This window comes from Rhizobium sp. C104, assembly GCF_022354505.1.
Classification (GTDB): Bacteria; Pseudomonadota; Alphaproteobacteria; order Rhizobiales; family Rhizobiaceae; genus Rhizobium; species Rhizobium redzepovicii.
This window is the reverse complement of record NZ_CP092348.1, coordinates 801,750-828,446: the sequence shown is the minus strand read 5'-3', so window position 1 is coordinate 828,446 and position 26,697 is coordinate 801,750. Positions and strand designations below refer to the sequence as shown.

Genomic DNA, 26,697 nt, shown 5'->3' with positions numbered 1-26,697 from the left:
ATGCGCCCTCGCCTCACCCCTCCAACTCCACAATCGCACAGCCATACCCCTCAAGCTCCAGCCTCCCCTTCACCGCCTTCCCCCATCCAGCAGATCTCGCCCGGCCGGCACGCCGCCGATCGTCGCCGGCTGGTCCGTATAGTTCTGCACAAACAGCAGCCGCCGCTCGTCATTCATCCGCATCGTCACCTCCACGCCTTCGGGCAGGCCGCCGACCAGCGGTTCGATGCCTGCCTGGGGGAAGAGGCGTTCGGTCAGCGCTTCGGTCAACTCAGGCGTGAGATAGGTGCCGAGATAGACCACCTGCCCCTTGCCGACCTTGCGGGCGGTCGCCATTGCCCAGCCCTCGGCATAGCGGTTCGACCAGGCGGCGATCACTTCGACGTCGCTATCGACGGTGAGGTTTTCATAGAAGTGGCCGGCGGTGATTTCGCGGTTGCCGATCTTGAAGCGGCGTTGGCGGCGCTGGGATTCGGCCGGTTTGTTCGGCGGGATGACGAGACCGCCGGAGCGCTCCATCACGTCGAACAGGCCGTTGGCGCCGGGGGCGGTAAGACGGCCGAAATCTTCGACGCGTACGCCGGTGAGTTTAGACAGCGCGGTGCCCGGCGCGGTTTGCCGGATGACGTGGTTGTCTTCGTCGCGGGTGCCGGTGCGGGCGCCGATGACGACGGTGCCGCCTGAGGCTGCGAAGGCTTCGAGCTTGGCCGTCCATTCATCCTTCCACATCACCCAATGCGGGACATAGAAAAGTTTCAGCCTGGAAAGATCGTCTTCGGGATGAATGAAACCGCAGGCGATGCCGCGATCGTAGCAATATTGATGCATCAGGATCGCGTCGTCCTGCGGGCTCGGCAGGCCGATCGGATAGGTCTTGTGGGCTTCCTGATTGTCGAAATCGGAGCCGGCGATGCCGACATCCATGCGCACATAGGTGCCGAGGATCTTCGGCTGCAGCGCGATCATCTCGGTCGCGAAGCGCTTGGCCTCCTCATAGCGGTGGCGGCCGATATCGTCATGATCGATGATGCCCATCCAGTAGATCTCGGCGCCGAAATGGGCCGGGCGCCAGCGGAAGAACATCAAGCCGTCAGCCCCGTGGGCGACCGAGGAGAGCGCCATGCGGCGCAACTCGCCCGGCTCCGGCGTCAGCGTGCAGAAGCCCGGCTGGCTGCCGAAACCCGATTGCTGCTCGGGAACGATGTAATTGCCGGAGAAGCCGCGGCAGATATCGAGGTGCAGCGCCTGCACCTTGGCGTGGTTGCCGAGCCGCTGGAACTCGTCATAGAGCATCGGATAGATGTCGTAGCCGACGAAATCGAGATCCTTGCTGAACTGCCCGCGGAAATCGATATCCCTCAAGCCCCCGAGATTGTGGAAGACGAACCAGGAGGGTTTGACGGCTCTGAGGATTTCCACCTGATCGTGCTGGAAGCGCGCTGTGGAGAAGGCGAGGAAGCGGTGGTAATCCTGCAGATGGCCGGGGCTCGGGAAGGTCGGACCGAACTCGATCGGCAGCACCACCTGGTCGAAACCGTCATAGGCCGTCGCCCAGAAATCGCCGCCCCAGGCCCGGTTGAGCTTGGCGATCTCGCCGTATTTGTCGGCGAGGAAGGCCTGGAATTCGCTGAGCGTCGCCTTGGAAAAGCTCTCCGGCATGCTGGTGTTGAGCTCGTTATCGGTCTGCCATCCCACGACATGCGGGTTGTCGCGATAGTGCTCGGCCATTGCCTTGGTGATGCGCTTGCTGTGCTCGCGAAACACAGGGCTTGCCGTGTCGCAATGCTGGCGCGAGCCGTGGCTCATCGGCCGGCCCTTGCCGTCAACCCTTAAAATTTCAGGGTGGGCTGCGGTCAGCCAGCGCGGCGGCGTCGCCGTCGGCGTGCACATGATCGTATCGATGCCGTAACGCCCGAGCAGTGATATGGCACGGTCGAACAGATCGAAATCGAAAGTACCGAGCTTCGGCTCGAGAATATGCCAGGCGAATTCGGCCATGCGCACCACGTTGAAGCCGGCTTTGGCCATGCGCTCGGCGTCGCGCTCCCAATAGCTTTCATCGACATGCTCGGGATAATGCGGCGCACCGACGAGGAAGCGGTCGGTCTTGACGGGGTTCCATACGGAGAGGGTCTTGTCGGACACGGTGGGTCTTTCCTTATCTGTCGAGAATGGTCTTGCGGGCGCTGATCGCGCGGCCGCCTTCGGATGAAAAGAGATAGAGCTCGCTGGCATCGAGCTTCAGCGCCACCTTCTGCTCAGCGGCGAAGGGCGCGACGTAGCTGAGCTGCACGGTGATGTGGCCGGTGCCGCTCTCCGAGGCGATGGTTCGCATATTGCCGGCGTCGACATAGAGAATGGTTTCGCGGCCGAGATGCTCGACCAGCCGGACATCGCCTTCGATCGCCCCGCCCTGGCTGGCATCGGTGACGATCGATATCGTCTCCGGACGAACGCCGAGCGTCAGGCTGGCGCCTTTTCCAAGCGCCGACGGCTGCGCCAGCTCCACTGTCACCGGCACGAGGCCGGGTGCCGAAACGGTGATATTGCGGCCCGACACGTCGTCGACGGTGACGCCGAGGAAATTCATGCGCGGCGCGCCGAGGAAGCCGGCGACAAAAAGATTGTCGGGGTTGCGGTAAAGCTCCAACGGCGAGCCGACCTGCTCGATGATCCCCTGGTTCAGCACGACGATGCGGCTTGCCATGGTCATCGCCTCCACCTGGTCGTGGGTGACGTAGACCATGGTGGCGCCGAGTTCGGCATGCAGGCTGCTCAATTCGACGCGCATCTGGGTGCGGAGCGCCGCATCGAGGTTCGACAGCGGCTCGTCGAACAGGAAGACCTCGGGCGAGCGGGTGATCGCCCGGCCGATCGCCACACGCTGCCGCTGGCCACCGGAAAGCTGCTTCGGGCGCTTGTCGAGCTGATCGGTAATCCTCAAGATCTTGGCGGCGCGTGCAACGGCCACGTCGATCTCGGCCTTCGGGCGCTTGGCCATGCGCAGGCCGAAGCCCATATTCTCCGCCACCGTCATATGCGGATAGAGCGCATAGGACTGGAAGACCATGGCGATGCCGCGATCACCCGGTTCCTGCTTGCTGACGTCGCGGCCATTGATCAGGATCTGGCCGGAGGAAATCTCCTCCAGGCCGGCGATCGATTTCAAAAGCGTGGACTTGCCGCAGCCCGACGGCCCGACCATGACGATGAACTCGCCTTGCGCCACGGAAAGATCGATGCCGCGCAGCGCATGATAGCTGCCGTAATTCTTGTTGATCTCACGGAGTTCGAGACTGGTCATGTCCTGGCCCTCTCTTGTTGAAATGGAAAACGCACGCTCATCCCTTCACCGCCCCCATGGTCAGGCCGGCGATGAAGTGGCGCTGCATTAGGAAGAACATCACCACCGGCGGCACGGCGACGACGATGGTGCCCGCGGAAATCAGGTTCCAGGCCGAGACCCATTCGCCGCGCAGATTGGCAAGGCCTGCGGTGACCGGCTTGACGCTGTCGCTGACGGTCAGCACCACCGCCCAGAAATAGTCGTTCCAGATGAAGGTGAAGATCAGGATGGCAAGCGCCGCCAGTGCCGGCCGCACCAGCGGGATCGCCACATGGATGAGCGTCTGGAAGGGCGACGCCCCTTCGGCGCGGGCCGCCTGAAAGAGTTCGTCCGGCAGGGCGGCGATGAAATTGCGCATGAACAGCGTCGCGAACCCGGTCTGGAAGGCGACATGGAAGATGATCAGCGCCGCCGTGGTGTCGATCAGGTCGAGGCGGACCATCAGGTCGCGCACCGGGATCATCATGATCTGATGCGGCAGGAAATTGCCGCCGACGAACAGCGCGAAGATCAACATATTGCCGGGAAAGCGGTAGCGCGATAGCACGTAGCCGGCGAGCGTCGAGAGCGCCAGCACGCCGATCACCGAGGGAATGGTGATGATCAGGCTGTTGAGGAAGTAGCGCGCCATCGGCGTCTGGGTGAAGACGGCGGTGTAATTATCGATGACACCGATGCCGGTCGGCCATCCCCACAGATTGCCGCCCATGACATCCTCGGTCGAGCGGAACGAGGTGAGGATGATTGCAAACAGCGGGCAGAGCCAGAGCAGCAGCACGATGACGACGGCAAGCACATAGAGGCGGCGCTGCCAGACGGCGGCTTCCGGAATGGGACGAGGATACATCAGCCTCCCCTCTCTTCGCTGCGGATGATGTGACTGAGATACCAGGCGATGAAGACGGCCATGATCACGAAGAGCACGGAGGCGATCGCCGCGCCGTAGCCGAAGCGGTAGGAAAAGATCGACTGCTCGTACATCTGGTAGGCAAGCACCGAGGACGAGCCGAACGGCCCGCCTGAGGTCATCACCGACACCATGTCGAAGGAGCGCAGGGCGCCGACGACGGTGACGGCAATGGCGATGAAAGTGACCTGGGTCAGCTGCGGCAGCACGATGTGGCGCAGCATGTTCCAGCCCCTCGCCCCGTCCACGCGGCCGGCGCCGATCAGCTCTTCGCTCAAATTGTTGAGACCGGCGAGATAGAGCACCATGCAGAAGGTGACCTGCGGCCAGAGAGCGGCGATGACAATGGCGAAGGTGACGAAATGCTCGTCGGACAGAACCGCCGGCGCGACCGCCCCGAAGGCCCGGAAGATCAGCGCGAGAAGGCCGAACTCCGGCGTATAGACCCAGGTGAAGACGACGCCGACGGTCACCGAGGCGAGCACCAGCGGAATGAAGAACAGCGACTTCAGGAAGCGCATGCCGCGGATTTTCTGGTTGACCAGCAGCGCGATGGCAAGCCCGATCGGCGGGGCGGCCATGAACATGACGAGCCAGATCAGATTGTTCTTCAGCGACACGTAGAATTGCGGATCGTTGTAGAGCTCGACGTAATTGCCGAAGCCGATCCACACCATCGGGCCGAAGCCGTCCCAGTCGTGCAAACTGATCCAGACGCTGCGGACGGCCGACAGCAGGATGACGGTCGAAAACAGCACGATCGCTGGTGCGATGAGCAAAGTCGGGGTAAGCCACCAACGCTGGCGGCGCCATAATGTCTGCATGTCAGGAGCCTCCTGTTAGAGGTGCGAGGTCTTTCCGCTCGAGCCGCCGGCAAAGCCCGCCAACCCCTCTTTCGTCATGCTCGGGCTTGTCCCGAGCATCTGCACACGTCGATGCGCAGCAGATCCTCGGCACAAGGCCGAGGATGACGTCGAGTGGAGGAGGGCGTCGCCGGGAGTAGAGCGACGCCCTCGGTTTGCTGGCAAAGCCTGCCAACTCCCCCTTCGTCAGGCTCGGGTTGTCCCGAGCACCTGCAACGATCGATAGGGCAGCAGATCCTCGGCACGAGGCCGAGGAATGACGTTGAGTAAGAGCGCAGTCTGTCACCAAACCGGTTGCAAGCTCAGATCTTATAGATCCGCTTGCGCGTGCCCTCGAGGCGCGTGAGGATCGCCTTGCGCCGGTCGGGCTTGGCCATGAACTCCTGGAAGCCGACGAGGCCGGCCTGGGCCATGTCGGGGTCGCTGTCGCGGTCGTAATATTGCGAGGTGCCCTGCACCGTCTTCATCGTCTCCACAGCGATATTGACGAGCGGATCCTTGCTCTGAGGCAGGTCGTTGCGCGGCGGCACGTTGCCGCCGGGCTCCAGATAGGCCGCCAGGTTCTCCGGTCTGTAGAAATAGGCGAGGAAGTCGCGCGCGCCCTGCTTATTCTTAGCCTTGGCGGGAATATGGATCGAATTGACCGAGAACTCCTCGAAATGGCCGACCTTGGCGTCGAGCACCGGGAAGGTCGCGTAGCCGAGCTGCGGCAGATCCTCGGCGGTGAAGGCCGAGCGCAGGAAGGCGCCGAGGTTCATCATGCCCGCCTTCTTCTGCGCCAGAAGGGCTGCCGCCTCCTGCCAGCCGAACGAGGTATGGTTCGGGGTGAAGAAACCCTTCGCAATCATCGCTTCCCACTGGTCGAAGACAGCGGTCAGCGACGGATCAAGATAGCTCATTTCGCCATTCATCAGCGCCATGTGCTTGTCGAGACCGTTGATGCGCAGGTTCATCTGGTCGAACCAGCCGGCCGCCGGCCACAATTCCTTGGTGCCGATCGCAACCGGGGTGATGCCGGCCGCCTTGCACTTGTCGCCATAGGCCATGAAGTCCTCGGCCGTTTTCGGCACGGTCAATCTATGCTCTTCGAACACGTCCTTGCGGTAGAACATACCCCAGAGCGTGCCGCCGGTGGGAAGGCCGTACTGCTTGCCGTCTTCGGTGACGGCGCCGGCCGTCGCCCCCAACACATCCTTGTACTTTTCCTTCTCGAAGAGATCGGAAATATCGTCGAACAGGCCGCGCTTGACGAAGGCGCGCATGCGGTTGCCGGAAAACCAGGAGCAGACATCCGGCGCGCCGGCGACGAGATAGTTGCGGATCGCCGTCTTGTGGGCCTCGTGATCCATATTGTTGATGACGACATTGACGCCGGCTTCCTTGCTGAAGCCCGCGGCGATCGCCTTCAGCGCGCCGAGCGCTTCGCCATTGTTTTCGGCGGAGATCATCGTGACCTCCTGCGCCTGGGCGATCGCCGGGATCGGGAAGCCGCCGGTGACAGCCGCGGCGGACACCAGGCCCGCGCCCTTCAGGAAGCGCCTGCGGGTGGTTGACGGAAATTGCTTCAAAAATGTCATTGAATTCCTCCCAGTTGATGGATCGACATCTCCCGACCGCCGCCTCCTCCATGAAACGGTCCGACCAGGCTTCAACACCGCGATCCACCCGCAATTCCAGCGATAATCCGCTTGGCTGAGTTGATCGGCGGGCGAACTTATGCATAGATCTTTTCGGCCCGCAATAATTAATTTACAAAATTAAGGAATGCATCGTGAAGTTAAAAGGCGACCAGACCACGGCGAGAGCCATGAACCGACGCCTCATTCTCAACCTTCTCCGGCGCGAAGGGCCGAGGAGCCGCGCCGACATCGCCGCCGTCATCGGCTTGAGCCCGGCCGCCGTCACCTTCGTCGTCACCGACCTGCTGGAGGAAGGCATCGTCCTCGAAGGCAAGACCGTGCCCGGCCTCACCGGCCGCCGGCCGATCCCGGTCGATATCAACTACGAACACGCGCTTGCCGTCGGCTTCAAGCTGATGGTGGATTCGGTCGAGTGCGTGGCGACGGACCTCGCTACCAACCCGGTCGCCGCCATGCGGGTCAGCCTTGCCGGCCACGACCCCGATAAAGTCGCCGACCTGCTGGCGGCGACCGTCCCGGAACTGGTCAAGCTCGCCGGCCGGCCCGACGCCAAGCTTGCCGGTATCGGCATTTCCATGCCCGGCGTCATCAACCACGAGCAGACGGCCTGCGTGCGCAGCTACCGCTTCGGCTGGAACAACGTTCCGCTGGCCGCGCTGGTCGCGGCCCGCGTTCACGTGCCGGTCTGGCTGGAGGACGACACCAACGCCTATGCCATCGCCCAGCAGCTCTTCGGGCTTGGCCGCCAGCACCGCAACATGGCGGTGCTCGCCGTCGGCGTCGGCATCAGCTGCGCACTCGTCATTGACGGCAAGCTCTATCGCGGCGCCAATGGTGCCGCCGGCAAGTTCGGCCACACGCTCTTCGAGGAAGGCGGCCGGCTCTGCGAATGCGGCAAACGCGGCTGTCTGATGGCCTATCACTCGGAACTGTCGATGCTACGCCGCTGGCGGGAAGCAACCGGCCGCGGCGAGGAACTGGGCTTGCCCCAACTCTGCGAGGCACTGTTATCAGGCGACGCCACCGCCCTCGCCCTCGTCGCCGATTCCGGCCGCGGCATCGGCACCGCCCTTGCCAATCTCGTCAACATCACCGACCCCGAAGTCATCGTCGCCGGCGGCGAAGCCGTCTCCCTCGGCGATCCCTTCCTGACACCACTGCGCGAAGCCCTCGCCGCCCGAACCTTCCGCACCGCTCCGCCGCTTTTGCCCGACTGGGAAGACAATTCCTGGGCCCGGGGTGCTGCCGCACTGGTCACCCAGAAGATCTTCGACTTCGAATCGTCGGGCGGGGTGACGGATATTGCGACTCTGGGGAATGTCAGAGGCTCGACGTCGGCGGCTTGAGACGCGCGAGATAGGCCGGATTTGCCGGATAACTCATTCCGTGCAAGGCGGGCTTGCACGGCACGACAGAGGATACATCCAACCCGAGCAGCCACCGCGGCCTAGATACACTCGCTTACAAAAAGGCAGGATTCCCGACACATCTCAGGTTCAATCATCGGCTGAAATGCGATTGCGGCCGATGAGCCGGAAAGGTCAATTCAGGAAGGATGACACGATGAAAACGATCCAGGCTATGGCCCTCGCCCTTGTTCTCGGCGCTGCCACGACAGCGCATGCGGACCAGCCGCTGCAGCGCACCGATCTCGTCCGGAGCGACATCGACGTGCCCGGCCATGAGGCCGTTCAGGTACGCGTCGATTTCGCCCCCGGCGTTCTCGCCCCCAATCATTCTCATCCCGGCGAAGAGATCGCCTTCGTTGTCGACGGCACGCTGGAATACCGGCTCGAAGGCCGGGAGCCAGTGACGCTCAAGGCCGGCCAGTCCCTGTTCATTCCCTCCGGCGTGGTGCACTCGGCCAAGAACGTCGGCAGCGGCAAGGCGTCGGAGCTGGCGACCTATATCGTGCACAAGGGAGAGCCGCTGGTCGTGCCTGCCAAGTGAGCCTGCGTCAGGAATGCGGCGGGCGCCGGAAGCGCTCGCCGCCCGGACTCTTGGCCCGCCCCTGCGTTTGAGTGAGGCTATTGCTGCGGCTGCGCCGGCGGCGGGGTGCCGATCTTTTCCAGAACCTTCTTGGCCAGCGCCGGGTCGCTCTGGGCGGCCGTCAGGATCGAGGAATATTCCTCGACGGAGATATCTTTGGAGGCTTCGACGGTATCGACCATCTGTTTCTTGGCTTCTGCCTGCAGCTTTTGCTTGCCGGCCTCGTCCTTCGTCGCGCCGATCTTGGCCGAATATTCCTGCCTGACCTTGTCGACCTGCAGATAGGCAACGGCAAAGGCCTCGAGCTTCTGATCGCTGACGGCCGCGGGCGCCGCCGTACCGCCGCTCTGGCCCTGCATCGGCGCCTGGCCCTGTGCCGGCGGCTGGGCTTGCGCCTGGGCCATCTCCGCAGCGGATGCCGGGCTGAAAGCAAGCAGGCTGAAGACAGCCGCGGTCATCATTGCCAGGGATGTGTAACGAGTGATCATATTCGTTCCTTTTCACGTGCATGATTTGATTGGCAGCAAGCCGCCTCGGTCGATCGCCAGCCGCTGAATGGCCGGCGAGGTCGCGAACATGGAGCCCTGAAGAGGGCACGGTGCGGCGGTAACGGGGCCATTTGCTGACGATTGAACGGCGGCTTTGTGACGCCGACCGGCCCCACCGCGCCGATGCCGATGGCGTACGTATCGCCTGAGGGTGGCATTCTCGACGCAGTAAGAGGCGGAGTTGTGCAGGCTCTGCGGCAATCGTATGGTCCTGCACTACGCCAAACGGAGGAGCCCAAATGCCCATCGCCGCTTTACCTGAGCCGCCCTATTACATGGTCAGTTTTTCCTCTCAGCGAACCAAAGTCGACGATGGTTATGGCGAGATGGGGTATGCGATGACGGAACTTGCAAAACTGCAACCCGGATATCTCGGCTTCGAAAGCGTCCGCGGCGCAGACGGTTTTGGTATACTCATCTCCTATTGGAAGGACGAGGACAGCATTCGAGCCTGGAAATCAGTCGTCGACCATATCGAGGCGCAAAATCGTGGACGCTCAGATTGGTACAGCCGCTATGAGATTCGCGTTGGGCTCGTCGAGCGAGCCTATGGCTTCAACATTGAAGAGGCGTGAGGAGGCTTGGTGAAAAAGCGCGGCGACGGACCCGTCCGTCAATGGATCCTTTCCTACCGAGCAAACCTCTTTGCGCCGGCGACGCATAGAATAACGGCAACCGTCACAGCCAGCATGCTCCACGTCACAGACTCGTGCAGCAGCGTGGCGGCGAGCGTCAGGCCGAAGAACGGCTGCAGCAGCTGCAACTGGCCGACGGCGGCGATGCCGCCCTGCGACAGGCCGCGATACCAGAAGATGAAGCCGATCAGCATGGAGAACAGCGAGACATAGGCAAGGCCGATCAGCGCCGGCGTTTCTATCGCCGCGAAACTCACCGGCCGGTAGAGGAACGCCACGGCGGCCATCACCGGCAGCGACAGAACCAGCGCCCAGGAAATCACCTGCCAGCCGCCGAGCGTGCGCGAAAGCCGGCCGCCTTCGGCATAACCGAGGCCGCAGACGAGGATTGCCGCCAGCATCAAAAGGTCACCGATCGGTGATGCCGTCAGGCCCTGCATCAATGCGAAGCCCGCCACCAGCGCGCTGCCGAGAACGGAGAACAGCCAGAAGGCCGGCTTCGGCCGCTCGCCGCCGCGGATCACGCCAAAGATTGCCGTCGAGAGCGGCAGCAGGCCGATGAAGACGATGGAATGGGCTGATGTGACGTGCTGCAGCGCCAGCGCCGTCAGCAGGGGGAAACCGACCACGACACCGAGCGCGACGACGGCAAGAGAGAATGTCGCGCCCGCTTGGCCGCTTCTCCCGGAAAGCGATCAGCAGGCCGAGGGCGAGAATGCCGGCGATCGCCGCGCGCGCAACGGTGAGGAAGACCGGATCGAACTGCATCACCGCCACGCGGGTCGCCGGCAGCGATCCGCTGAAGATCACCACTCCGATGAAACCATTGATCCATCCCGATGCCATGCGGTCCATGATGCGTCGCACTCCTTCTTTGCTGGTCCCCTTATCGGCCAAGATAGATGGTCAGGACAGTGACGGTCTGATACGATTTCGCGAAACTGTTATGGTTCAGAAAGCAGTACGGATGAACGAAGGACGCACACGGGTGGAGATGGTCGTCTCAACGATCAGGCAGCGCATTGCCGGCCGCAGCCTGACGCCCGGCGCAAGATTGCCTTCCGTCCGAGGTCTGGCCGCGACATTGAAGCTGTCAACTTCGACTGTGGTGGATGCCTATGAGCGTCTCGTCGCCGAAGGGGCGATCCTGGCGCGGCCGGGCTCGGGATTCTACGTCGCCAACCAGGCAGCCCCCTTTGCGCTCGCCGAGACCGGGCCGAAGCTCGACCGCGCCGTCGATCCGTTCTGGATATCCCGGCAATCGCTGGAGGCAGATGAAACCGACCTGAAGCCCGGCTGCGGCTGGCTGCCGCCCGCCTGGCTGCCGGCGGAAGGCATGCGCCGCGGGCTGAGGACTCTTGCCCGCGCCGACGGGCCGGCGCTTGCCGAGTACGGCTCGCCACTCGGCCTGCCGCCGCTGCGCCAGCTGATTTCGCGGCGTATGGGCGAACGCGGCATCGAAGCCTCCCCCGACCAGATCATGCTCGCCGATTCCGGCACGCAGGCAATCGATCTGCTCTGCCGCTTCCTGCTGGAACCCGGCGACACAGTGCTGGTCGACGACCCCTGCTATTTCAATTTTCATGCGCTGCTGCGCGCCCATCGGGCAAAGATCGTTGGTGTGCCCTACACGCCGTCCGGTCCCGATATCGATCTGTTTGCACAAGTCGTCGCCGAACACCGGCCGCGGCTCTACATCACCAACTCAGCCATCCACAATCCGACGGGCGCAGCGCTTTCCCCGGTGACGGCTCATCGGCTTCTGAAACTCGCCGACCAGTTCGACCTCACCATCATCGAGGACGATATCTTTGCCGATTTCGAATATACGCCGGCACCTCGCCTTGCCGCCTTCGACGGGCTCGATCGGGTCATTCACATCGGCAGCTTTTCGAAGACTTTGTCGGCCTCGGCCCGCTGCGGCTTCGTCGCCGCCAAACCGGAATGGATCGACGGCCTGACCGATCTCAAGATCGCCACCTCCTTCGGCGGCGGGCGGCTGACGGCCGAACTGGTGCTGAACGTCTTGAGCGACGGCAGCTATCGCAAACATACGGAAATGCTGCGACAGCGGCTCTCCCGGGCGATGAGCGAGGTCTCTGCCAAGCTGAAGGCTTTGGGGATAACACCGTGGCTGGAGCCCCAGGCCGGCATGTTCCTTTGGTGCCGCCTGCCCGACGGCATCGATGCGGCTGATGTGGCACGCGCCGCCTTGGAAAAGAAGATCGTGCTGGCCCCCGGCAACGCCTTCAGCCTGTCGCAATCGGCGACGAATTTCATGCGGTTCAATGTGTCGCAGATGCTCAATGCGCGCGTGTTCGAGGTGCTGGGGGAGGTGTTGGGGAGGCAGGGGACGTCAGGCCGGGATTGAGCCGAGACGCTGCGGGCAACGGCTTGCGGCATCCGCGGTCACCTTGCACCAACCTCTCCTCCGTCATTCCTGCGCTTGTCACACGGCGCAGACGCGCCGTGGCTTGGATTCCTGTGACAAGCACAGGAGTGACGGAGGAGAGGTTAGGCGCTAGTCGATGCCGGTCCAGGGCCGCGCGGCACGCCCTTCATCGTCGCCCAAACCATACCTCAAAACGACCGATTGACCGCCTTGTCGTTCTCCAGCCGCGTCACGCAGCCTTCGAGCTTGGCGAGCAGCAAGTCGAAGTCGAGCGGCTTCGTCAGGTAGTCCGCCGCCCCGGCGCGAAGGCCCGCAAGCGTGTTTTCGCGGTCGGTCAGCGCTGTCAGCAGGATGAAGGGGATGTTGGAGAGCTCGGGGTGGTTGATCTGAATTTCGGCGAGAAGCTGGTGCCCGTCCATGACCGGCATGGAAATATCGCTGATGACGATGTCGGGCCATTTCGACAGGATCATTTCGAGCCCTTCGGCGCCGTTTGAGGCCTCGAGCGTCCTGTAGCCGGCTTCGGTCAACTCCTCGACGAGGAGGTTCCGGATCTCGACTTCATCTTCTATGCACAGGACTGTAACCATAAGCTTTTCCCTAAGCTGCGACGTGTTGATCCGACAATAGAGACCCTATTGGCAGACGAATGATAAATGTTGTGCCCTTGCCGAGCTTGCTCGTCACCTCGACGGTGCCGCCATGCAGTTCGACGACCTGCTTGACAACGTTGAGCCCGATGCCGGTTCCGGCAATGCCCGTCGCGCTGCGGGCGCGGTAATAGGGCTGAAACAGCTTCGGCAGATCATCCGCATCCATGCCGATGCCGCTGTCGGCGATGGCGATCTCCAGCGTCTTTTCATCAACCCGGGCGCGAACATAGATATCAGGTGCATTGGGCGAATATTTGACGGCGTTCGAAATCAGGTTGGTGAAGACCTGCTCCATCGCGCTGCGGTCGAATGTCAAACCCTCGGGTATCGGCTCGAGATCGAGATGGAACAGATGCGAGCGGCTGAGGTGGCGCTGTCTGTCGCAGCAGGTGACGAGCAAGGCTTTCAGATCGCCCTCGCTCCGCTTCAATGTAATCTGTCCGGTTTCGAGCCGGCCACTGGCGAGGATACTCTCCATCAGATCGACCATGCGCACCACCGCGCTGCGGATCACGCCGGCTTTTTCGTGAACGTAATCACCGCTGACATTGGTGGTCGAGCGGCAGAGCCGCTGAGCCGCGGCGTCGATGATTGCGAGCGGCGTGCGAAACTCGTGCGACGCCATGGCGACGAACTGGCGCTGGAGCGCATTCACCTGGCGTTCGTGCACCAGCAGCCGGTCCAGCTCCTCCCTCTGCCGTTCGATCTCGGCCGTTCGATCGGCCACCATTTCTTCCAGATGGTTGCGGTGGTGGGTGAGCTCAGCCTGGCTGTCCAGCAGGGTCAGCGAGGTCCGATGCAGACCGCGTCCGAGCCAGAAGACGACAGCGATCAGCAGCGCCAGGCAGCCAAGCCCAGCCGGCGCGATCTGTTGAAAGAGCATGAATCCGGGCAGGATCGGTGGCCATACGAGATAACCGATCGTGCCGCCGTCATGGGACAAGACCGGCACTTGGGCCCGTTCGTCATTGCTTTTCGGCGCGAAATGCAAGCCTTCGAGGCGCGCATAATGGGCGATGCTTTCAGCGGCTTTTCCATCGATGAACTTGACCGAGACGGCGATGAACTCCTGGCCCGCCTCGATCTGCATTCTGGCCGAGCTCGGCAGAATGGGCCGCGCGCTTGCGATCGCCGGCCGATTGCCGATCATGATCGTGCGAACCGTCGCCAGCTGACCAAGCGGTTTGGTGCCGGGCTTTGCCGCCTGCTCGACGAGAACCGCGCGCATCTCTCCGGCAAGCGCGGTCATTTCTCGGCCGTCGTCGCTGCCAAACCGCGGCGGCATGGCATCCGCGCCGTCGCGGAATGCAAACATCAGGCGATTGGTATCGTCGAAGATATAGGTCCGGTCATGCCCGAAATACTGGCTGGTCCACCGGCCGATATTGTCGAGCAGCCATTCATGGTTCCGCTGCTTGGCATAAAGGAAGGCGTCGTCCCATTTGGCAACGCTTTCCTGTTCCCGGGGAAGCGCCGCGATCTGCTCCTCCAGTCCCTGCCGGACAAAGTCGGCCTGCCGGCGCAGCGAGAGATCATCGACCTTTATGGCGGCGAGCCACGCAAATCCGCACAGCAACACAGCCGCCGCAAGTGTCACCAAGACGAATGTAATGTGGGATGTTAGCCTGACCTTCAATATCTGCAACCTTTTGACGGCGTCCGCTGCCGAGAAATTGACACGCAAAGGTTGACGGACCGTGAATTATGCGCTCCCCTGCACCCCGACATGTCTCCGAAGGCATTCGCGACATTCGAAGGAGAAGCGCATGGACGCCGCCGCGTCGGAAACGTCAGACATCAGGATCGAACCGATTGCTGCCGCGCACATCGACAGCTTTCATCGCGCGCTCGACGTCGTCGCGCGGGAGAAAAAATACCTGTCCATGCTTGAGGCGACGCCGCTGCCGGATACGCGCGCCTTCGTGATGGGCATGATTGCAAAAGGCAATCCGCAATTCGTGGCTATCGCGCAAGACGAGGTCGTCGGCTGGTGCGACATCGACCGGCATTTCTTCCCGTCGCACGCCCATCGCGGCAAGCTCGGAATGGGGATTCTTCCCGCCTATCGCAGCCAGGGTCTCGGACGAAAGCTCATCGAGACCACGTTGAGAGCCGCCCAGGAGGCCGGCTTTCTCAGGGTCGAACTCGATGTTTACCAGGACAATCGCCGGGCGATCGCCCTCTATAAAAAAATGGGGTTCGTGCGCGAGGGGATAATCCGGCGCGCCGCGCGTATCGACGGCCGGTTCATCCATGCGATCGGCATGGCGCTCTTGTTCGATGAGGATGGGCCGGCATAAATCGGAGTATCGTCAGCGTTTTTGGACAATAGCGCGGTAATCGATTGGATCGGCGCAGCGCTCAGAAACCCATCCTTAGGGGCCAGCGAAAAGGCTTCTGGTCGAGTGAATCGCGAACCTGGCGGCAGGCACGAACACTTTCGTCGTTCTAACGATCGGGCTTTTATAGATGTGCGCAAATCGGCTAAAGAGATTTCGAACAAGCCGTGGGCACTGTTTAGGACGCCCAGCTCGCCGTCAGGGTTCTTTCGCCCGGCCTGCTCCTATCGGGCGAAAGCCTCGAACGGATTATCGTGGGTCAGGCGCATCAGCGTCCCGTCGTCCACGCCTCGCCGTCTTAGCTCGGGCAGCAGGACCATGGAAAGATGGGTGTAGGGCTTGGGTGTCCCGCCCATCGGCAGCGCCGGATCGTACCAGCCCCGGTCATGGCTCAACAACAGGCGGTCGCCGCAACCAGCCTCCAGCGCCCTGATCACCAGCTCGGCCACTTCGTCGTCCCCGGCCCGGCCGACATGGTCATACTCGATCCACGCACCTCGCTCGGCAACGGCAAGATTATAGGCGAAGTCTTTTTCTTCCTGCGTGTGAATCGAGATGAACCTATCGGCCCGATAGCCTTCCGCCTCGATGACATCGAGCTGATCCATGACGACCCGTCCCCTGATCGTATGACTGCCGATGACGGCGTCCGTCTGGGCAGCGGCGCGCGCCGCTGCCCGCAGGATTTTCGTCTCGAGCGCCGTCATGCCGTCATCACCGGCGCTGAGCTTGATCCAGCCGGCCTGGAACCCGATCTCGTCGATCTGCTCCGTCAGCTCGCGCAGCATCCACGCCTCCAGCTCCTGCTCGGACGCATGGCGGACCCATTCGGGAATCCAGGGTTCACGGTAATTGCCGGTGGGAACGACGATCGGAAAATCCGTCGCAATTGACACGGCAAGATCGATATCCGCACGGCGTCCAACGCCGCCCGTTGAGCATTCGACCAGTGCCGTCACCCCGAGCTTCTTGATGCGCTCGATTTCAGGCGCCATCAGCCGAACAACGTCTTCGGTTTCTGCGTCGGCATAACCGGGCTGGTCGGGTGTCCTGAGGTCGACGAAGACGTGCTCGTGCGGCAGGATCATCCCAAGTTCGGATTTGCTCTTGGGCCCGAGCGTCGTGCGCAGAAATTTCAAAGTCTTCCCCGGTCACGCCAGCTTTGCGTCCAGGCCGATACCGAAGCCTCGACACTGCCGCCAAACTAGATCGTCAGGTCAGGAAATCAATCGCTCACCCGATCGAAATTCTGACAACTAGACCTGGATGCCGACGATTTTGGAGCCGATTTCTAGGCGCGCTAACTATCGCTTGGGGAGAGTTATGCCGCATCGGCCGCATCTATTTCCCTTTCGGCCGGCTGATGGCGCGGATCTTGCCGCTGCCGCCGCCTCCACAGAAGAAGCAGTCGCCGCCGTCGGATTCGAGGCCGGAGACGCCGGCGCCTTCGGGCATGTCCAGCCGCTCGAGCACCTCTCCGGTTTCCGGATTGATGCGCCTGACGTCGCTGTCGTCGCCCTCCCAGGTGCCGTGCCAGAGCTGGCCGTCGACCCAGGTCACGCCGGTGACGACGCGGTTGGATTCGATGGTGCGGAGGATTTTGCCGGTTTCCGGATCGATCTGATGGATCCTGCGGCCGCGATGCTGGCCGACCCAGAGCGTGCCCTCGGCCCAGGCGAGGCCGGAATCGCCGCCATTGCCGGGTGCCGGGATGGTGGAAAGGATATGGCCGGTCTTCGGGTCGATCTTGTGAATGACGTCCTCGGCGATCTGGTAGAGAAACTCTCCGTCGAAAGCCGTCCCCGCATGCGACGCGACCTCGATGGAGCGCACCACCTCGCCGCTTGCGGGATCGAGCGCGTTCAGTCTGTCGCCCGAGGCAAACCAGACGTGCTGGCCGTCGAACGTGACGCCGTTGACGCGCTCAGCGCCGGGAAAAGGCCCATATTCACGCAGGATATTCGCAGCTGATTTTTTCATCTCTTCCTTCCCTGTTACTCCGATCATCCTAATCGCTCGGCAGCGGCCCGGGGAGTAACAAGATCGTCGGGAAACCAGGCAGCGGCGGGCTCATCCAGCGCCGTGCCCGCCCGCGCCCCAGCGATTGCACCTTGCCTTCGCCGGCGAGAGAATCCAGCGCCCGCTGCACCGTGCGGGGGCTCGCCGCAAGCGCAATCGCCAGCGCCGAACTCGACCACGCCTCCCCGTCGGCCAGAAAAGCGAGCACCGCTCCATGCGCCCCTTCGACGATTGGCGCCAGCACGGCAATCTCCGGGGCGCCGCGCGGCGAAAGCGCAAAGCCGCGCTTTGTCGCCGCAACCTCCGCCAGTCCCCGCAGTTCAGCGCGCAGCCGGCCGATCTCGACCCGCAGCCGGGCGCGATGCGATTCATCGGCATGTTTGCCACGGAAGGCGCGGGCAATCAGCGTACCCCTTGCCACATCCCCCGGCCAGGCTTCGGCGAGCGTGCGGGCAAGTGCAAACAGCACCGGCCGCGTCGCGAGCGGGGCGGCGGCGCCCGCGGTCCACACCACATGGCGGCAGGCATCGACGACGAGCGTGCCGGAGGAAAGCAGCGCTTCTACCTCGGCGAGCAACAGCGGACGTTCTTGACCGTGCGAGATCAGCCGCGCCGCCGGGGTGTCGAGCACCAGCGCGGCGGTTTCGACCTCCGCCGTCAAAGCGGGGATCGCGGCAGCCCGCGCCGAAAGCCTTGCCCGGTCGAGGGCGGCGCGCGCTGCCTGCGTCTGCAGGCGCCGAACGGCGATGCCCGCCGCCACCAGTTCGTGGGCAGTCCGCAGCGCCGGCGGCAGCGGCGCCGGATCGAGTGCTGCGAGCGCGCGCTCGGCCTCATCGAGGCGGCCGATCAGCACCAGCCTGCGAATGGCCACATTGCCCGCATGGGCGGCATTGACCCTGTCGTCATGCGCTTCCAGCACCCTGCGCGCCGATTCCAACACCTTCGGCGGCCAGATGAGATCGCGTGAGACCAGCGCGATCTCGGCTTCGGCGACCACGCATCGCGCCCGCGCCACCGCCTCCCGCGGTCCGAAGGCGCGCGCCGCACTCTTCAACAGCGCCTTGGCGCGGACGAGATCACCAAGCTGGGCCATTGCAATGCCGCGCAGCGCCAGCGCCGGCGCGTCGTCGCGCAGCGCCACCCGCTTCAGCGCGCCAAGCGCATCGCCCGATGCCAGCGCCCTTGCGGCCGCTGTGATCAACGAGTCCATTCAAATCCCGTCACACTTGTCACTCCCGCCATTTCGCTGCCCGGCCGTAATCTGCTTGGGACCGGCAGGCAACCCGCGCCGGATGCTACGACGATAGACAGGCAAAGGAGAAGACCCCATGACGGCACAACTCAACGCAACGCGCCAGCAATGGCTGGCAGCAAGGCTCGATCTACTCGAGGAGGAGAAGGAATTGACCCGGCGGAGCGACGCGCTGGCGGTCAAGCGCCAGCAATTGCCGCGTGTTGGGATCGATAAGGAATACCGCTTCGACACCGAAAGCGGCAACATCTCGCTGAAAGAGCTCTTCGGCGGCCGTTCACAGCTTCTCGTCTATCACTTCATGTTCGGCCCCGATTATACCGCCGGATGCCCGTCCTGCTCCTCGATCGCTGACGGTTTCAACGGCGTCTTCGTCCATCTCGAGAACCACGATGTCGCCTTCTGGGCGGTGTCGCGCGCGCCGCTCACAAAGCTTCAGGCATTCAAGCAGCGCATGGGTTGGAGCTTCCCCTGGGCCTCGTCCTTCGGCAGCGATTTCAACGGCGATTTTAGCGTCTGGTTCAGTGCCGAAGATCAGCGCCGGGGCGATATAGAATACAATTACCGGCTCGAGCCGCCCGCCCCGAACCGCTCGCCGGCCAAACCGTGCAGCAATGGCAGCAGCCGGAGGGAGAAGGCCCGGTCGCCCAAATCGCCGCCATGACCGGCACCGATGTCATGACCTACACCCGCGACCGGCCTGGAGTCAGCGCCTTCGAACTCGTCGACGGTAGGGTCTATCATAGCTATTCCAGCTATGCCCGCGGGTTGGACGGACTGTGGGGCATGTATCAATGGCTCGACCGCGCGCCCAAGGGCCGTAACGAAACCGGCATCTGGTGGCGCCATCACGACCGCTACAGCAAGGAGTAATGGCGATGCTGCGTTCCGCCCACACCGCAAAGAGAGGCGATGGCAACGCGCCTCTCAACGACGCCGAATGGCTGTCGCTGGCAGCCGCCGACGAAGTATCAACCGGTAAGCCGAGCGGGAGGATGACCAACCCGGCCGGCAGCATCGCCGCCCATGCCGCCGACCAGCTATCCCTCGCCGCCGCCCCGACATTCGCGCTCATGGCGCTGCTGACGGCCACCACCGGCAGCGCCGACACGATCTGCACCGCGACGCCGAATGCTTTCCCGATCGGCGGAATGGTCCCGATGTACCTGCTGATGAGCGGCTTCCACGTGGCGCCCTGGCTGCGCCTGGCCGCCGGCTGGCGAGGCATGGGCCGAAGGTGATGGTGCCAACGTCGCGACACCTCTCTTCCGTCATCCTGCCCTCGGGCTTTAACCGAGGGATGTCACAGGAATGACGGAGATGGGGTGCGTTCCCGCTGCTCCACTCCGCCGTCTCTGACTTTACACCCCAACCGACGCGACCAGCTTCATGCCCTCACCTCGATAAAGTCGATCGGCCCGCCGGCAACCTCGTCGTCGAACACAGCACAGGAAAGCTTGCCGCCGAAGACGCAGCCGCTATCGATATTGGTGCGGTTTCCTGTCGTCACCGGGTTAGACAGTGAGGGAGTATGGCCGTGGACCAGATGTTTGCCCCAATAGTCGCTGGACTCACCGGGCGGGAACCGTAGCCAGAGAAGATCGAGCTTGGTCTGCCGTTCCAGCGGAAATTCCGGAACAACGCCGGCATGGACAAAGATGCGATATCGATCAACATGCATAAGCGGACGATCACCAGCCCATTGCAAATGCTGAGGCGGAACCCTGCCATCATAGGACATTTCGGTTTCAAGTCCGCCATTGCTGATCCATACGGGTCTGTCGTCGCTATCGGCATATGCAGCGACCATCATGTCTTCATGATTGCCTTTCAGGCAGATCCAGCGCCACGGGCCGGCCGGACCGGCAATGAGCCGGTCGAGGACGCTTTTGCTGTCTGGCCCGCGATCGATATAGTCGCCAAGGAAAACGACTGTGCCCTTGGACGCGTATGTCTCGATGCGATCGATCATGCTGTCGAGCGGATCGATGCAGCCGTGAATATCGCCTATGGCAAACGTGTAGCGCATGTTCCAAGCCTCTCGGCTGCGATGTGACGGCCGGCGATCAAGGACGAAAAGGCGCGCAAGGGCATGGCGCGGAGGCTCACGCCCCCTCCGCCGTCCGTCGCATCATAACAAACGCAAACCCCGGCGCCATCTCCGATTGTCTTCCAGGCCGGAATTGTGTCATGACCTGACAACGCAACAGCGCAAGGTGCGGCATTAACATGAAGAAGATCGGGTTCCTTTCGTTCGGGCACTGGACGCCCTCGCCGCAATCGCAGACGCGCTCGGCGGGCGATGCCCTGCTGCAGTCGATCGACCTTGCCGTCGCGGCCGAAGAACTCGGTGCTGACGGGGCGTATTTTCGCGTGCATCATTTCGCCCGCCAGCTCGCCGCGCCCTTCCCGCTACTATCGGCCGTCGGCGCGAGAACCAGCCGGATCGAGATCGGCACCGCCGTCATCGACATGCGTTACGAGAACCCGCTCTACATGGCCGAGGATGCGGGTGCCGCCGACCTCATCGCCGGCGGCCGGCTGCAGCTCGGCATCAGCCGCGGTTCGCCCGAGCAGGTGATCGATGGCTGGCGCCATTTCGGCTATGCCCCATCGGAAGGTCAGGACGAGGCCGAGATGGCCCGCCGCCACGCCGAAGTGTTTCTTGAGGTGCTGCGCGGCGAAGGCTTTGCCAAACCCAACCCGCGGCCGATGTTTCCGAACCCGCCCGGCCTTCTGCGTCTCGAGCCGCATTCCGAGGGCTTGCGCGAGCGGATTTGGTGGGGCGCAAGCTCCAATGCCACCGCCGTCTGGGCGGCCAAGCTCGGCATGAACCTGCAGAGCTCGACGCTGAAGGACGACGAGACGGGAGAGCCGTTCCATGTCCAGCAGGCCGACCAGATTCGTGCTTACCGTGAGGCCTGGAAGGCCGCCGGCCACACCCGCCAGCCGCGCGTCTCGGTCAGCCGCAGCATCTTCGCGCTCGTCGACGACCGCGACCGCGCCTATTTCGGCTATGGCAGCGACGAGGACGACAAGATCGGTTTCATTGACGAGAAGACCCGGGCGATCTTCGGCCGCAGCTATGCCGCCGAGCCCGACATTCTGATCAAACAGCTTGCCGAAGACCAGGCGATCGCTGAGGCCGACACGCTGCTGCTCACCGTCCCCAACCAGCTCGGCGTCGCTTACAACGCCCATGTCATCGAGGCAATTCTGACCCACGTCGCTCCGGCGCTTGGCTGGCGCTGACGCTCGCCAAAGCACCGGGCGCTCACATTCGCCTGTATCTGGCGCGGAATTCGCGGGGACTGCAGCCCTCGCGCTCGTGGAAGACCCGTGAAAAATAAAAGGGGTCATCCAGACCGATCATGGCGGCAACCGCTTCGATTTTTTCGTCGGTGGTGGCCAACAGCTGTTTGGCATGGTCCATGCGCGCCCGAAGCTGAAATGCCTTGGGCGGCAGTCCTGTTTCCAGCGTGAACCGCCGGCGCAATGTTGCCGGAGACATACCGTGCTCGGCGGCAAAGGCGGCAAGGTCGAGCGGTTGCATCGCCCGCCGCCGTAGCGTTTCCACGATCACGGCCATGGCGGGCCTCTCCTGGCGCCGATCCGCCGCTCCAATTGCCTGTCTGGCGGCTGATATGACGATGCGATGCAGCATCAGTGCCGCCGACGCCTGTCCCAGATGGGTATCGTCGAGCAGATCGGCATGGAGCATCCCGAAGAGCCGCGCCACTTCATCGAGGCGATGCAAGGTCACGACGGGATGCCGTTCGCCAATGATCCTCAGCCTGACGAAGTCCCGCGTGAAGGATCCTTCGAAAAGCGCCCAGCGCTCGTCCCAGCCGCCTTCGTCGGGAGCGTAGGAATGCGCGCGGTTGGGAAACAGCCAGAACAGGGCAGGCCCGGTCAGGCTGAAGCGGCCGCTGGCGGCGGTCTCCAGCCAGCCCTGCCCGCGCTCCACCAGCACGACGGCGAAACTCGGAAGTTTCCGGTCGGTCACCGCATGGCGGGCATGCTGCCTGCCGCTTCCGGTGACCGCCAGTCCGCCGGCCGCGCCAAGCGGCGTTCTGTAAATGGCCTCGGCCTGTTTCATGATGAGCGAAAAGTCCAGCTACCAGTTTCCTCTATGTCGGTTATTCCTGCAGATCAGATAATTAAGCGCAACTCAATTCAAGCTGGGGAAGGCTGAAATGTCGATTGCCGCCGAAGCCGTGCAGGCCCGAACACCGGAATTTCCCCTGACCGCCCACGGCAAAACCTTGACTGCGGAGCGGATCGGCTGGCTCACGCCGACCGATCCCGCCATCGGCGTCGACGCCATCCGCCGCCGCTACCAGAACGACGGCTATGTTTGGCTGAAGGGCCTCCTGCCGCGGGCCGATGTCATCGATTTCCGTGGCTGGGCGTTCGAGCGCCTCGCGGTGACAGGATTGGTCGAGCCCGGCAGCGATTTTTCGCAAGGGATTGCGTCGGCCGCCAGCGTCGACTGGAGCCTGGCGGACCGGCGCCTGATGTCGCTTGTCCGCTCCGCCGCCTATGAAGGTTTTTGCGCGCAGCCGCCGCTTACCCGCTTCATGGACGAATTTCTGCAGGGCATCTCCTATCTGCACAAGCGCAAGATCATGCGTTTCACCCAGCCGGGAACGCCGACGGCCACACCCGCTCACTACGATCTCGTTTATCTCCGCGGCGGCACCAGTCGCCTGGTGACGGTATGGATCCCGATCGGCGACATCCCTGCCGAGATGGGCGGCCTCGTCTACCTCGAAGGTTCGCACGCGCTTGGAGTCAAGATGGAGGCGAAGTTCCAGGCCGCAAGCGGCGATCTTTCTCCGGAAGAGCGGATCAGCGCCTATAACAGCCACATGACGGAAGGCGGCTGGGTCTCGAAAGATCTTCCCGATATGGCGGAGCGCTTCGACACCCGCTGGCTCGCCGCCGATTATGAGGCCGGCGACGTTGTGCTGCACTCGCCCTACATGATCCACGCCTCAACCACCAACCAGAACAGCAGCCGGCGGCTGCGCCTTTCCACCGACATCAGATATCAGAATGTCGACGACGAGATCGACGCCCGATGGAACAACCATTGGAGCCTCGGCGATATGCTGTAGCCCGGCTTCAGCGCCCCGGCAGCGAAGCGTCGGGACCTTACTGCCGCCGTGAGCGTTGATGGTCCAAGCCTTGAATCGGTTGCATGACTGACCGACTTATGGCTGGGACCGAACCGCTCGAGTTGCCTGATGCCGCGCACGAACCTGAACGATATCCTGATCTTCATGGCCGTCGTCGATGCCGGAAGTTTTATCGCCGGCGGCCAGGCCATGGGCCTGTCCCGCTCGGCGGCCGGAAAGGCCGTCATCCGCCTCGAAGACCGGCTCGGCGCACGTCTGCTCAACCGCACGACGAGAACGCTGAGCCTGACCGATGAAGGGCGGGTCTTTTACGAGCGCGGCCTGCAGATCCTTGCGGCGGTCGATGAGGCGGAAGCGAGTTCTGGGAGGCCAGAGCGGCATGCCGCGCGGCCTTCTCAGACTGACTGTACCCGATGCCTTCGGCCGGCTCGTCGTGATGCCGCTGCTGGAAAAATATCTTCGGGCCTGGCCCGACATCCAGGTCGAGGTGAGCTTTACCGATCACCTCTCCGACATCATCGAGGACGGCTTCGATCTGGCGATCCGTATCGGCGCCGCGGCGTCGGATACCCGGCTGGTCTCGCGCGTGATCGCCACCTACAAGACACGCCTCTGCGCCTCGCCTTCCTATCTCGCCGCGAACGGCGAGCCACGCGAAATCGACGATCTCGCAGCCCACGACTGCCTGATTTTCGCCAACCGCAATCAAAGGCAAGGCTGGCGTTTTCGTGGCAAGGGCGGTGCCTGGATCAAGGCGCAGGGGCGCAGCCGCCTGAGGCTCGACAACGGCGAGGCGATCCGCGACGCTGCCCTGGCGGGATTGGGTATCGCGCTCCTGCCCGATTTTCTCATCGGCGGCGATCTCGCCGCCGGGCGTCTTCGGCAGGTCCTGCCCGACCTGGAAGCCGATGACGCCAAGATCGTCACGCTCTATCCCGACAAGCGCCTGCTGGAACCGCGCATCCACCGTTTCGTCGATCTGATGGTCGAGGCACTGGGACACGAGAGATCGGGCGCGCGCTCATCGCCTTGATACGGAAGCACCAACATCGGCAACCGCCCTGTCGAAACCGCGGAAACTTTTCAAGGCAAGGGGAAAGAGAGTGGCGACGAGATAGGCAAACCCGGTGAGCAGCAGCGCCGCGGCAAGACCGATCGTGCTGATCAGCGTACCGCCGACAAGGCCGCCGAAGGGAATGAGGGCGAAGCAGAGGGCGGTATTCAATGCGATGACGCGGCCGGTCAGCGGCTTGGGGATGCGCTCGAAGATCACCGCCGACAGGATCGGGTTGAGAAAGCCCGAGGCGAATCCCCCGATGGCCAGGGTCGTAAAGACAAGACCGAGCGGCGCATCCAGCGCAGTAACGAGAAAACGCGGAAAGCCGGTCAACAGGAATGCCACGGTATAGACGATCAGGCGCGGCATCCGTTCGCCGATTGCTGCGGCGATCGCCGCACCTGCGATCGATGCGCCGGCGAATGCCGCAAACATTGCTCCCAGCAGTTCCGGACCATGGCCGGAATCACGTGTCCAGACAGGCAGCAGCACCGCATGATAGGCCTGATCCAGCAGGTTGGTGATCGCCACCATAACGACGATGCTGACGAGCACAGCATCGCCGCGCAAAAAGCGCCAGCCTTCGCGGAGATCGTCGAGATAAGAAGGTCTCTCGGCCGGTCGGGCGCCGGATAGCTCTGGCGTGCGCCGCATATCGGGGATGCCGATGGCAACGATCAGCGCGGCCGCGGCGAAGGTGGCGGCATTGACGAGGAGCGCCTGACCCGGGCCGATCAGGCCGATCAGCGCCCCGGCTCCGGCCGCACCCGCCGTCGAGGCCAGCCGCTCAATGGCGCTGGCGACGCCAGTCACCCGTTCGAGCGGCACATTCGCGAGCCTGGCGATATCGGGAACCATCGCCTGCTTGGCGGCGTCGGAAGGCCCACGCAGCACGCCCATGGCAAAAACGGCAGGCAGCAGCACCGGCATGCCGAGCAGGCCGAAAAAATCGAACAACGGCACCAACGCCACCACGGCCACCGAAACGCTATCGCAGACGATGGCGATGCGCTTGGCGCCGACGCGGTCGATCAGCGGCCCGCCGAGCGCCTTGGCGACGACATAGGGCAGCATCTCCATCATCGCCGTCACGCCGGTCAGGACAGGGCTGCCCGTCGTGCTCAACACCAGCCAGGGAATGGCGATGGTCGACAGCCGCGTGCCGGAAAGCGAACATGTCTCGGCAGCAGCGAGCGCCAGGAAAGGCCCAGCCTTCCTCACGCCTCGTCCTCCCCTTCGCGATGCGGAAGGCGGCCCGGATAGGGGAAGGCGTGCAGCATGACATAGAAAGGAACCATGTCGGAATTCCGGGACGCCGCCTCGCCCAGCGGCGGAGCCGCCCGCATCGCTTCCAGGATGATGTCGGTCAGCCGTTTCGTCAGAGCCTCGGCCTGTGGCGCCGTCATCGGAATAATGATGTCGTCGGCAGTCGTCGCCTTGCGCCATTCGGCCGGCAGTTCGGCATATTCCTCGAGCGCCTGCTGCATCTGGCCGACCTGCAGCGAGAGCGCCGCCTGGTTGAAAGCGAGGTCGAGATCGAGCGCCTCCCCTCGGCTTCGCTCGGCGGCACCGAGGTCAGCTCATGGCTGGCGCGCCACCAACGGTCTCGCCGTGAGGCATGCGGCGCCTCCTCGATGAAGCCATATTGGGCAAGCTGGCGCAGATGATAGCTCGTCGCGCCGCTGTTCAGGCCGAGCCGCGCGGCAAGCTGCGTCGCCGTGGCAGGTCCATCGATCCTCAGCATGCCGAGCATGCGCAGCCGGACGGGATGAGCCAGCGCCTTCAGCGCGGTCGGTTCGGGCACGACGCGGCTGACGATGCGGGAGGCGGCGGTATCTGCGGCAGGTTTCGGGTGCGGATGTTTCATGCTTCAAGCATATATTTGCAAACATATCTTTGCAAATATTTCTTTGCAA

Annotated in this window: 21 protein-coding genes and 5 pseudogenes; 10 read left to right on the top strand and 16 right to left on the bottom strand. The window is 63.2% G+C overall.

All coding sequences use genetic code 11. The annotated features are described in order from the left end of the window. Positions 1-13: 13 nt before the first annotated feature. From MF410_RS05170 to MF410_RS05150, 5 genes and pseudogenes are all read right to left on the bottom strand, one after another. Positions 14-2,145 (bottom strand): annotated as a pseudogene (locus MF410_RS05170) (beta-galactosidase). A 13-nt stretch (positions 2,146-2,158) separates the two neighbouring features. Next, positions 2,159-3,304 carry a sn-glycerol-3-phosphate ABC transporter ATP-binding protein UgpC gene (ugpC, locus tag MF410_RS05165; RefSeq protein ID WP_097626012.1) on the bottom strand — a complete coding sequence of 382 codons (1,146 nt, stop codon included), beginning with the start codon at positions 3,302-3,304 and terminating at the stop codon, positions 2,159-2,161. 37 nt (positions 3,305-3,341) lie between these two features. Continuing rightward, on the bottom strand, positions 3,342-4,193 hold the full coding sequence (locus MF410_RS05160; protein WP_097626013.1) for a carbohydrate ABC transporter permease: 852 nt from the start codon (positions 4,191-4,193) through the stop codon (positions 3,342-3,344). Next, entirely contained in the window at positions 4,193-5,077 is an 885-nt protein-coding gene (locus MF410_RS05155; RefSeq protein WP_097626014.1) for a sugar ABC transporter permease, read from the bottom strand. Before MF410_RS05155 ends, MF410_RS05160 begins: the two co-directional genes overlap by 1 nt. A 341-nt stretch (positions 5,078-5,418) precedes the next feature. Beyond that, a complete protein-coding gene (locus MF410_RS05150) occupies positions 5,419-6,693 on the bottom strand; it encodes an ABC transporter substrate-binding protein (RefSeq protein ID WP_239620245.1) in 1,275 nt (424 codons plus the stop codon). A 194-nt stretch (positions 6,694-6,887) separates the two neighbouring features. Between MF410_RS05150 and MF410_RS05145 the strand changes: the two genes are divergently transcribed. Together MF410_RS05145 and MF410_RS05140 are read left to right on the top strand one after the other, a co-directional pair. Beyond that, complete coding sequence (locus MF410_RS05145) at positions 6,888-8,102, top strand: ROK family protein (RefSeq protein ID WP_239620242.1); 1,215 nt, start codon at positions 6,888-6,890, stop codon at positions 8,100-8,102. 217 nt (positions 8,103-8,319) lie between these two features. Beyond that, positions 8,320-8,706: a cupin domain-containing protein gene (locus tag MF410_RS05140; protein ID WP_183855275.1), complete on the top strand. Its 387-nt coding sequence runs from the start codon at positions 8,320-8,322 to the stop codon at positions 8,704-8,706. A 77-nt stretch (positions 8,707-8,783) separates the two neighbouring features. Here MF410_RS05140 and MF410_RS05135 read toward each other — a convergent pair whose 3' ends face one another. Beyond that, positions 8,784-9,233, bottom strand: coding sequence for a DUF4168 domain-containing protein (locus tag MF410_RS05135; RefSeq protein ID WP_003593648.1), 450 nt, complete (start codon positions 9,231-9,233; stop codon positions 8,784-8,786). A 299-nt stretch (positions 9,234-9,532) separates the two neighbouring features. Between MF410_RS05135 and MF410_RS05130 the strand changes: the two genes are divergently transcribed. Next, positions 9,533-9,868, top strand: coding sequence for an antibiotic biosynthesis monooxygenase (locus MF410_RS05130; protein WP_097626018.1), 336 nt, complete (start codon positions 9,533-9,535; stop codon positions 9,866-9,868). Between the two features lie 53 nt (positions 9,869-9,921). Here the strand turns inward: MF410_RS05130 and MF410_RS05125 are convergent. Continuing rightward, a pseudogene (locus MF410_RS05125) lies at positions 9,922-10,783 on the bottom strand (DMT family transporter). A gap of 91 nt (positions 10,784-10,874) precedes the next feature. On the opposite strand from MF410_RS05125, the gene MF410_RS05120 reads away from it, so the two are divergent. Continuing rightward, the gene (locus MF410_RS05120; RefSeq protein WP_239620240.1) at positions 10,875-12,299 is read left to right on the top strand and encodes a PLP-dependent aminotransferase family protein; all 1,425 of its coding nucleotides are present in this window, start codon (positions 10,875-10,877) and stop codon (positions 12,297-12,299) included. Positions 12,300-12,508: 209 nt separating this feature from the next. Here MF410_RS05120 and MF410_RS05115 read toward each other — a convergent pair whose 3' ends face one another. Further along, the gene (locus tag MF410_RS05115; RefSeq protein ID WP_003593640.1) at positions 12,509-12,910 is read right to left on the bottom strand and encodes a response regulator; all 402 of its coding nucleotides are present in this window, start codon (positions 12,908-12,910) and stop codon (positions 12,509-12,511) included. 10 nt (positions 12,911-12,920) lie between these two features. After that, the gene (locus MF410_RS05110) at positions 12,921-14,657 is read right to left on the bottom strand and encodes an ATP-binding protein (RefSeq protein WP_239620237.1); all 1,737 of its coding nucleotides are present in this window, start codon (positions 14,655-14,657) and stop codon (positions 12,921-12,923) included. An 82-nt stretch (positions 14,658-14,739) separates the two neighbouring features. Between MF410_RS05110 and MF410_RS05105 the strand changes: the two genes are divergently transcribed. Then, positions 14,740-15,273: a GNAT family N-acetyltransferase gene (locus MF410_RS05105; protein WP_239620234.1), complete on the top strand. Its 534-nt coding sequence runs from the start codon at positions 14,740-14,742 to the stop codon at positions 15,271-15,273. 263 nt (positions 15,274-15,536) lie between these two features. Here MF410_RS05105 and MF410_RS05100 read toward each other — a convergent pair whose 3' ends face one another. The 3 genes from MF410_RS05100 to MF410_RS05090 all read right to left on the bottom strand — a co-directional run bounded on the left by MF410_RS05100 (position 15,537) and on the right by MF410_RS05090 (position 18,541). Then, positions 15,537-16,451: an esterase gene (locus MF410_RS05100; RefSeq protein WP_239620232.1), complete on the bottom strand. Its 915-nt coding sequence runs from the start codon at positions 16,449-16,451 to the stop codon at positions 15,537-15,539. 202 nt (positions 16,452-16,653) lie between these two features. Beyond that, positions 16,654-17,292, bottom strand: a complete 639-nt coding sequence (locus tag MF410_RS05095; protein ID WP_097626023.1) for a PQQ-binding-like beta-propeller repeat protein — start codon at positions 17,290-17,292, stop codon at positions 16,654-16,656. 28 nt (positions 17,293-17,320) lie between these two features. Next, positions 17,321-18,541: a helix-turn-helix domain-containing protein gene (locus MF410_RS05090; protein ID WP_239620230.1), complete on the bottom strand. Its 1,221-nt coding sequence runs from the start codon at positions 18,539-18,541 to the stop codon at positions 17,321-17,323. 118 nt (positions 18,542-18,659) lie between these two features. Between MF410_RS05090 and MF410_RS05085 the strand changes: the two are divergent. Together MF410_RS05085 and MF410_RS05080 are read left to right on the top strand one after the other, a co-directional pair. Next, positions 18,660-19,456 (top strand): annotated as a pseudogene (locus tag MF410_RS05085) (DUF899 family protein). A 5-nt stretch (positions 19,457-19,461) separates the two neighbouring features. Continuing rightward, positions 19,462-19,824 (top strand): hypothetical protein, encoded by a 363-nt coding sequence (locus tag MF410_RS05080; RefSeq protein WP_239620228.1) that lies wholly within the window; start codon positions 19,462-19,464, stop codon positions 19,822-19,824. A 146-nt stretch (positions 19,825-19,970) separates the two neighbouring features. On the opposite strand, the gene MF410_RS05075 is transcribed toward MF410_RS05080, so the two are convergent. Then, a complete protein-coding gene (locus tag MF410_RS05075) occupies positions 19,971-20,612 on the bottom strand; it encodes a metallophosphoesterase family protein (protein WP_097626027.1) in 642 nt (213 codons plus the stop codon). 200 nt (positions 20,613-20,812) lie between these two features. Here MF410_RS05075 and MF410_RS05070 point away from each other — a divergent pair, with 200 nt between their 5' ends. Next, entirely contained in the window at positions 20,813-21,835 is a 1,023-nt protein-coding gene (locus MF410_RS05070) for an LLM class flavin-dependent oxidoreductase (protein ID WP_097626028.1), read from the top strand. A 22-nt stretch (positions 21,836-21,857) separates the two neighbouring features. Here the strand turns inward: MF410_RS05070 and MF410_RS05065 are convergent, their stop codons facing one another. Beyond that, complete coding sequence (locus MF410_RS05065; RefSeq protein ID WP_097626029.1) at positions 21,858-22,682, bottom strand: AraC family transcriptional regulator; 825 nt, start codon at positions 22,680-22,682, stop codon at positions 21,858-21,860. 97 nt (positions 22,683-22,779) lie between these two features. Between MF410_RS05065 and MF410_RS05060 the strand changes: the two genes are divergently transcribed. Both MF410_RS05060 and MF410_RS05055 read left to right on the top strand, forming a co-directional pair. Further along, entirely contained in the window at positions 22,780-23,703 is a 924-nt protein-coding gene (locus MF410_RS05060; RefSeq protein ID WP_183855289.1) for a phytanoyl-CoA dioxygenase family protein, read from the top strand. A gap of 129 nt (positions 23,704-23,832) precedes the next feature. After that, positions 23,833-24,757, top strand: a pseudogene (locus MF410_RS05055) (LysR family transcriptional regulator). Here the strand turns inward: MF410_RS05055 and MF410_RS05050 are convergent. Beyond that, positions 24,746-26,002: an MFS transporter gene (locus MF410_RS05050; protein ID WP_183855293.1), complete on the bottom strand. Its 1,257-nt coding sequence runs from the start codon at positions 26,000-26,002 to the stop codon at positions 24,746-24,748. The pseudogene MF410_RS05055 and the gene MF410_RS05050 overlap by 12 nt on opposite strands. Further along, a pseudogene (locus MF410_RS05045) lies at positions 25,999-26,648 on the bottom strand (helix-turn-helix domain-containing protein). Before MF410_RS05045 ends, MF410_RS05050 begins: the two are co-directional and overlap by 4 nt. Between the last annotated feature and the right edge of the window lie 49 nt (positions 26,649-26,697).